Source organism: Solemya pervernicosa gill symbiont (genome assembly GCF_002020875.1).
Lineage (GTDB): Bacteria > Pseudomonadota > Gammaproteobacteria.
This window is the reverse complement of the sequence record NZ_MPRL01000055.1, coordinates 46945-53121: the sequence shown is the minus strand read 5'-3', so window position 1 is coordinate 53121 and position 6177 is coordinate 46945. Positions and strand designations below refer to the sequence as shown.

General features: G+C 55.0%; 11 protein-coding genes. 4 read left to right on the top strand and 7 right to left on the bottom strand.

The window, feature by feature from the left end; all coding sequences use genetic code 11:
* Positions 1–224, top strand: a 224-nt coding sequence (locus tag BOW52_RS17435) for a hypothetical protein (RefSeq protein WP_236725731.1), incomplete at its 5' end; no start/stop codon positions are given.
* A 324-nt stretch (positions 225–548) separates the two neighbouring features.
* Here BOW52_RS17435 and BOW52_RS12305 read toward each other — a convergent pair.
* From BOW52_RS12305 to BOW52_RS12285, 5 genes are read right to left on the bottom strand one after another with little or no spacing between them, the layout of a single operon-like run.
* Positions 549–1091: a hypothetical protein gene (locus BOW52_RS12305; RefSeq protein WP_078484373.1), complete on the bottom strand. Its 543-nt coding sequence runs from the start codon at positions 1089–1091 to the stop codon at positions 549–551.
* A 2-nt stretch (positions 1092–1093) separates the two neighbouring features.
* On the bottom strand, positions 1094–1327 hold the full coding sequence (locus BOW52_RS12300) for a hypothetical protein (RefSeq protein WP_078484372.1): 234 nt from the start codon (positions 1325–1327) through the stop codon (positions 1094–1096).
* A 34-nt stretch (positions 1328–1361) separates the two neighbouring features.
* Entirely contained in the window at positions 1362–1703 is a 342-nt protein-coding gene (locus BOW52_RS12295; RefSeq protein ID WP_078484371.1) for a TraR/DksA family transcriptional regulator, read from the bottom strand.
* Positions 1700–2071 carry a hypothetical protein gene (locus BOW52_RS12290; RefSeq protein ID WP_078484370.1) on the bottom strand — a complete coding sequence of 124 codons (372 nt, stop codon included), beginning with the start codon at positions 2069–2071 and terminating at the stop codon, positions 1700–1702. The genes BOW52_RS12295 and BOW52_RS12290 overlap by 4 nt, the downstream gene beginning before the upstream one ends.
* A 59-nt stretch (positions 2072–2130) precedes the next feature.
* Complete coding sequence (locus BOW52_RS12285; protein ID WP_078484369.1) at positions 2131–3726, bottom strand: ABC-F family ATPase; 1596 nt, start codon at positions 3724–3726, stop codon at positions 2131–2133.
* 194 nt (positions 3727–3920) lie between these two features.
* Here BOW52_RS12285 and BOW52_RS12280 point away from each other — a divergent pair, with 194 nt between their 5' ends.
* From BOW52_RS12280 to BOW52_RS12270, 3 genes are read left to right on the top strand one after another with little or no spacing between them, the layout of a single operon-like run.
* On the top strand, positions 3921–4496 hold the full coding sequence (locus BOW52_RS12280; RefSeq protein ID WP_078484368.1) for a TetR/AcrR family transcriptional regulator: 576 nt from the start codon (positions 3921–3923) through the stop codon (positions 4494–4496).
* Positions 4497–4526: 30 nt separating this feature from the next.
* Positions 4527–4727, top strand: coding sequence for a hypothetical protein (locus BOW52_RS12275; RefSeq protein ID WP_078484367.1), 201 nt, complete (start codon positions 4527–4529; stop codon positions 4725–4727).
* Between the two features lie 16 nt (positions 4728–4743).
* Positions 4744–5241, top strand: coding sequence for a DsrE family protein (locus BOW52_RS12270; protein ID WP_078484366.1), 498 nt, complete (start codon positions 4744–4746; stop codon positions 5239–5241).
* 17 nt (positions 5242–5258) lie between these two features.
* Here BOW52_RS12270 and BOW52_RS12265 read toward each other — a convergent pair whose 3' ends face one another.
* Together BOW52_RS12265 and BOW52_RS12260 are read right to left on the bottom strand one after the other, a co-directional pair.
* Positions 5259–5624 carry a DUF6164 family protein gene (locus tag BOW52_RS12265; protein ID WP_078484365.1) on the bottom strand — a complete coding sequence of 122 codons (366 nt, stop codon included), beginning with the start codon at positions 5622–5624 and terminating at the stop codon, positions 5259–5261.
* Between the two features lie 21 nt (positions 5625–5645).
* Entirely contained in the window at positions 5646–6035 is a 390-nt protein-coding gene (locus tag BOW52_RS12260) for a Rossmann-fold NAD(P)-binding domain-containing protein (protein ID WP_078484364.1), read from the bottom strand.
* Positions 6036–6177 lie beyond the last annotated feature (142 nt).

Below are 6177 nucleotides of genomic sequence, written 5' to 3'. Positions count from 1 at the left end.
GGGGCGCCGTAGGCATAAACGGTCGCGTTAAGTATTTGCCGCTTGCTTGGGCTTGGACGCCCAAAACAAGCTTCCGCAAAAATAGCGACTCCCCGATGTGCATCCACTTTTTACACATGACTATTATTAGACACCCTAAAAGCTCCATTACAAACGGAGCATTTAGGGTGTATAAATCTGGGTTGTTTGAAAACAAGGGGTTGACTCCAGAAAACGGAGCCTAAATGAAAAGGCTAACGGAGCATCCATTTTGATGCTGGGTGTGGTTGTTTCGAGTTGGGTGGTTCTGGATGGATTCGTCTTCATTGGGCTTCCTGCCTCTTCGTTTATTGTTATAGCGTGGGTAATGTTGACGTGATCTGTTTGCTCAGAATCTACCACAGGCCATATAAAATCAAGTGGATGTAAGAGGACTCAAGGCTGTATTACGGCAAGTAGCCCGTATGGAGTGAAAACTATCCGAGGAAGTGATTTATCTAATTCCCGGATTGCCCTAAAGGACTCGAACCTCCGGTACATTTCGCGTTGCTTCATCCGGGCTACGGTTTTTATTGGTTGACCAGGTTCTGCAGGAAGTTGTTGAGATCGCCCATGGCCGTGTACTCGGCGATATCAATGTCGGCACCCTTGAAGTTGATGGCATCGGGGTAGGGGCTGGCGGCTTCGCCCCGCTGTTTTGTTTCTGTGCACCATTGTTTGCACCAGCTTGCTGCATTCTCTAGCGTAGGTTTCTCAGTGCTCTCTGCCAACTGTTCCATTACTTTCCAGAAACCGCTGCGTGAGAGTGGGGTGTAGATGTGAGCGATAGAAGCTACATCTCGCTTCGCCACAGCCACCTTCAAGGCTTCGCCCTGTTCAACCATCAGTGTTCGGCGGGCACGTTCGGTGTGGTCGTCGATGATGTTACGGATGGTGGTGTAGTTCTCTCCGCCGTGTATTGCGCTGTCGCTGGTGGCTGAGATGAAGGTCTGCAGGGTGACGAGCGCGGCGACTCTCTGTGCAGCACTGTTGGTGCTCGTCTCGATCTGTTGGCAAAGTTTGTTGGTCTGCGCGGTATCGAGCGTAAGAGTGAGCGGTTCGAGAGTGTCCATAGTTAATCGGTAGAAGAGCGTAAATGTTTGAGTCCCCACCTTACTGAGCGGGTGCCGAATAAGAGCGCGATAATACCGAGGAAGAGTATCGGTAGATACCAGAATAGAAGTGATTGGTCGGGTTCTCCGATCCTGTAGACGAACGCCTCCAGACTATAGAGTACTATGAATACAATGCCGATGACGGCCGCCAGCCCACCAAGCAGAAGTGCAGTCCACGATAGCGCTCTGTTCATCGGTTCTGCTCCTGATGGTAGTCGATGAGTCTGGTTATGATTTCTCGGCGCACTGGATGCAGAGTGTGGCGGAAGGGTCGATTTCAAGTCGGTGTGGGTTGATTGGTTCATCGCAGCGTAGGCAGTAGCCGTAGTCGCCGCTCTCGATGCGTGCCAATGCCGCTTTGATACGTTGTAGCTCGAGGGTACGGCGTTGTTCCATCTCCTGTGAGACGGCCTGTGCCTGCATCGCGTCCATTCGAGAGAGGCGTCCAACGGCGCTCTGGTCGAGTTCCACGGTGGCGGCCGCTTCATGGCCGATCTCCTCAACACTCTGCAGCTCTGCCTGTCGTTCTAGTAGTCGCTGACGGAAGTGGTCGAGGTCGATCTTGGTCATGTCAGGAGCGGTTTGAGCTGGTCGGGTGTGACGGGAAGGGTGAGCACACTGTGCAACGGTACGATCTCGTTGAGCTTGTCGACATACTGTCGCTGATCCTTCGCCACAAGCACAATCACTTTTGTATCGGGCGAGTACTTCACCAGCGAGTTAAGCAGCACATCGAGGTTGCTGATGTTGACTGCCTGGTAGTAGGTGTTAAAGCCGTAGAAGAACTCGGCGACGATGTAGTCGGGCTGGTTCTTCTTTAGCTGGCTGATCGCCTTACGCTGTGAGTTGAGCGTGATCACCTCCAGCCCCAGCTCGTGGTAGAGCGACGAGAAGTTGGGGTGGGTGGGTGATTCGACGATGGAGAAGAGTGTGTTCATCTTGATGCAGTGTAGGTGAAGGGGCCGGAGTTAATGCCGACTCCGGCACCTGCCTCCTGCTAGCCCTCGATGCCCTGGCTGCTCAGGTACTCGTCGTAATTTCCACGGAAGTCGACGATGCCATCGGGGGTCATTTCGAGAATGCGGGTGGCGAGTGAGGAGACGAACTCACGATCGTGGCTGACGAAGAGCAGTGTGCCGGGGTAGTTCTCCAGTGCCAGGTTGAGTGATTCGATCGACTCCATGTCGAGGTGGTTGGTCGGCTCATCCATCAACATGATGTTGGGTTTCTGCAGGATCAGCTTGCCGAATAACATGCGGCCCTGCTCACCACCGGAGATCACCTTCACCGACTTGTCGATCTCCTTCTGCGAGAAGAGCAGGCGGCCAAGGGTGCCGCGAATCACCTGCTCGTCATCACCCTCGCGTCCCCATAGCCCCATCCAGTCGATCAGGCTCATGTCGTTGGCGAAATCGTCGGAATGATCCTGACCGAAGTAACCGATGTTGGAGTTCTCCGACCACTTCACATGTCCGTCGTCGGGCTCGAGATCATTAAAGAGGGTGCGTAGCAAGGTGGTCTTGCCGATACCGTTGGGACCGATAATGGCGATGCGTTCACCGACCTCAACACTCATGTCGAAATCCTTGAGCAGCGGCCCTTCATCGTAGCCCTTGGTGAGACCCTCAACCTCGAAGGCGAGACGGTAGAGCTTCTTCTCCTGCTCAAAGCGGATGAAGGGGTTTACGCGGCTGGAGGGTTTCACATCCTCGAGCTGGATCTTATCGATCTGCTTGGCACGCGAGGTCGCCTGTTTTGCCTTCGAGGCGTTGGCAGAGAAGCGGCTGACAAACGATTGCAGCTCGGCAATCTGCGCCTTCTTCTTGGCATTATCGGAGAGCAGACGATCACGGGCCTGGGTTGAGGCGGTCATGTACTCGTCGTAGTTGCCGGGGTAGATGCGCAGCTCACCGTAGTCGAGATCGGCCATGTGGGTGCAGACGCTGTTCAGGAAGTGGCGGTCATGCGAGATGATGATCATGGTCGAGTTGCGTGAGTTGATAACTCCCTCGAGCCAACGGATGGCGTTGATATCGAGGTTATTGGTCGGCTCATCGAGCAGCAGGATATCGGGATCGGCGAAGAGCGCCTGTACCAGCAGCACACGCAGCTTCCAACCGGGAGCGACGGCGCTCATCGGGCCGTTGTGCTGCTCAAGTGGAATGCCCACACCGAGCAGCAGCTCACCGGCTCGCGATTCAGCGGTGTAGCCATCAAGCTCGGCAAACTCCACCTCCAGCTCGGCGACCTTCATCCCCTCTTCCTCGCTCATCTCAGGCAGGGAGTAGATGCGGTCGCGCTCCTCTTTCACTGCCCATAGCTCTTTGTGGCCCATGATCACGGTATCGATCACCGTGTGCTCCTCAAAGGCAAACTGATCCTGGCCCAGTTTGCCGAGACGCTCATTGGGGTCGTAGCTGATGTTTCCGGCACTCGACTCCAGCTCCCCGGTGAGGATCTTCATAAAGGTCGACTTGCCGCAGCCGTTAGCGCCGATCAGGCCGTAGCGGTTGCCCTCGCCGAATTTGACCGAGATGTTTTCAAAGAGGGGCTTGGGCCCGAACTGCATGGTGATATTGGCTGTGGTGATCAAGGTGTTGTTCCAGTCTGTCTGTTGCGGGTGGTAACGGTGCGCAATCGAAGCGACGCGACGCCGGGAATAAAATCGGCGGCCATTCTCTCACACCTTGGCGGATGACGGCAGAGTAACGCAGTGATCTTGCCGCTTAGCGACAGATCACCCTCTGTCTGATTGACTAGATCGAATGTTCGTTATAGTATCGATCCATGAGTGAAACGAAGCTGACAACCCGAGAGCGGATCCTCGCCGCAGCGCTTGAGTTATTTAGTGAGCGTGGTTATTTCAATACTGCCGTGCCCGATATTGTGAAGGCGTCGGGTGTGAGTACCGGTTCGATCTACCACCACTTCAAGGATAAGGAGGGAGTGGCAAGGGCGCTGTTTAGTGACTTATTGGCGCAGATGGACGATAAGTTGGCGCATATCGATGCCAATAACGAGGGTGCTGAGGCGCAGTGTCGTGCCGTTGTAGCGCTGCTGTTCCAGATGGCGAGCGAACAACCGCGAGTAATGGCCTTCATGCTCTCGGCCCGTCACCGCGAGTTCATGCCCAATGAGCCGCCGATCTGCTCATCACGACCCTTCAACAAGATGCGCGAACTGGTGGCCAGTGGCATCGAAGAGGGCGTGGTGCGATCGGGTGACCCGATGGTGCTCTCGGCAATGCTGTTTGGCGGACCGCTGCGAATGATCTCGCTGCATCTGGACGGCATCCTGGAGCGACCGTTGGCGGAGTACCTCGATGAGTCCTGGCAGAGTGCGTGGCGGGCAGTCGCCGTATGAGAGGTGTAAAGAGTGGGTGAATTAGCAGAGATGACAGACGCGCAGGAGCAGTGGTGTTTTGGCTGCGTCTTCTATCCGCAGAACCTGCCCCGCTTCGCCTATGGCGATGAGGATTGGGTCGAGTTGCAGCAGATGGCGTGCGCCTACGAGTGCGTACCGGGTGAGGTGGATTGCCTCTCATTCAGAAAAACGAGCTGTTCGGTGGTCGACCTGCAGCCGGTGGCGAAGTGAGATGAGGTTACAAGATATGGTTAAGACAAAGTTTGTAGTGATGCTGTTTGCGCTGTTGATGATGGCGATTCCCTTTGCACAGGCGGCAAAAATCGACGATGCGGCGGCGCTTGCTGAGATGAAGACGGGCAAAGGGGTCTTTCTGGTCGACATCGGCGATGCAAAGAAGCTCGCCTTCTACCTCGATGTGATTCGCGGTACCCACGCGGGGATGGTCAAGCAGGGGGTAGAGCCCGACTTCATCCTCGTCTACATCGGCCCGAGCGTGAAGTATCTCACCAGCCAGCCGAATGAGGATGACTACTTTGACAACAACGTTAGCTACGACAAGATTGCCGAGAACGTTGCTGAGCTGGGTAAGCTGGGCGTTCGTCAGGAGATCTGTGCGGTGGCTACCCGTGTGTTTGGGGTGAAGAATGAGACGGTACTACCGGCGTTAACCCTGGTGGGTGATGGTTTTATCTCACTGATCGGCTGGCAGGCACAGGGGTATCATCTCGTCCCCGTGTTTTAACGGGCACTGAAGATGCCTTAGCTACCGAGCGAAAGGAACGGCATCACTGAGAGGTAGAGAACCAGCAAGATACCGGCAAGATAGAGTATGAACTTCATCGGATCGTCGATGATAAGGTCAATTAGACGCCGTTGACGTCCCTCGCTACGCAGCTGCTGATACTCGGCTTGCATCTGTTCACCCCGTTCAACCTCGTAGTCGGCGATCAGTGATTTTGCCTTTTCTACGACGTCACCATCATGGGTCCAGATACCGGGCATCGAGATACCCCAGTTACCGGCAGATGTCTCGTAGAAGTCGATGGCGTGTTCGTGCAGCAGACGACGGATATCCTCCGCCTCATCCTCGGGAACACCGCGAAGTCTGAAGAGTAGGTGGGGCATGGTGAGTAGTCGCGTGCCCGATCAGGCGACGCGGTTGTGCTCCTGACCCTTGACCAACGCATTGATCGTCTCAATCACGCTGTCACAGATCTGCTGTGATTCGGCAGAATTGGCCGGGTCGAGTCCTGGTACGTTACAGATTTTGATGCCGCGCGCCTGAGCCGTTTCGATATCGATGTGGTCGAACTTCTCACCGGCAGCGATGATCATCTTCAGCTTGAACGCCTTATCGATCGTCTCTTTATCAACAGGAGTCGAGACCGAAACGATCACATCACCGCGCCAGCAGCGCTCGGAGGTCTCTTCACTGGGGGTATGGGTGTACTGCAGCCAGCCAAATTTTGGCAGGTCGACCTCGGGAAAGTCGGGTTCGCCGGCGAGCTGGTCGCTATCGAGCATTACAATGTTCATGGATAGAGCCTGTATCGGATTGAGCCGCCATTATAGGGGGGGCTGAGGCTGGAAAGACAGTCAATCAACGCTGAATAGGCGCGTAATGTGTGTGGTCTTTTCTCATTGTAGTGACAAATCATTTATCATTGCCGCCGCTCCT

Excerpts from the sequence above, each read along its gene's own strand:
- BOW52_RS12280 (WP_078484368.1), top strand. The coding sequence starts at position 3,921 with ATGAGTGAAACGAAGCTGACAACCCGAGAGCGGATCCTCGCCGCAGCG.
- BOW52_RS12295 (WP_078484371.1), bottom strand. The coding sequence starts at position 1,703 with ATGACCAAGATCGACCTCGACCACTTCCGTCAGCGACTACTAGAACGA.
- BOW52_RS12260 (WP_078484364.1), bottom strand. The coding sequence starts at position 6,035 with ATGAACATTGTAATGCTCGATAGCGACCAGCTCGCCGGCGAACCCGAC.
- BOW52_RS12270 (WP_078484366.1), top strand. The coding sequence starts at position 4,744 with ATGGTTAAGACAAAGTTTGTAGTGATGCTGTTTGCGCTGTTGATGATG.
- BOW52_RS12275 (WP_078484367.1), top strand. The coding sequence starts at position 4,527 with ATGACAGACGCGCAGGAGCAGTGGTGTTTTGGCTGCGTCTTCTATCCG.
- BOW52_RS12290 (WP_078484370.1), bottom strand. The coding sequence starts at position 2,071 with ATGAACACACTCTTCTCCATCGTCGAATCACCCACCCACCCCAACTTC.
- BOW52_RS12305 (WP_078484373.1), bottom strand. The coding sequence starts at position 1,091 with ATGGACACTCTCGAACCGCTCACTCTTACGCTCGATACCGCGCAGACC.
- BOW52_RS12265 (WP_078484365.1), bottom strand. The coding sequence starts at position 5,624 with ATGCCCCACCTACTCTTCAGACTTCGCGGTGTTCCCGAGGATGAGGCG.
- BOW52_RS12300 (WP_078484372.1), bottom strand. The coding sequence starts at position 1,327 with ATGAACAGAGCGCTATCGTGGACTGCACTTCTGCTTGGTGGGCTGGCG.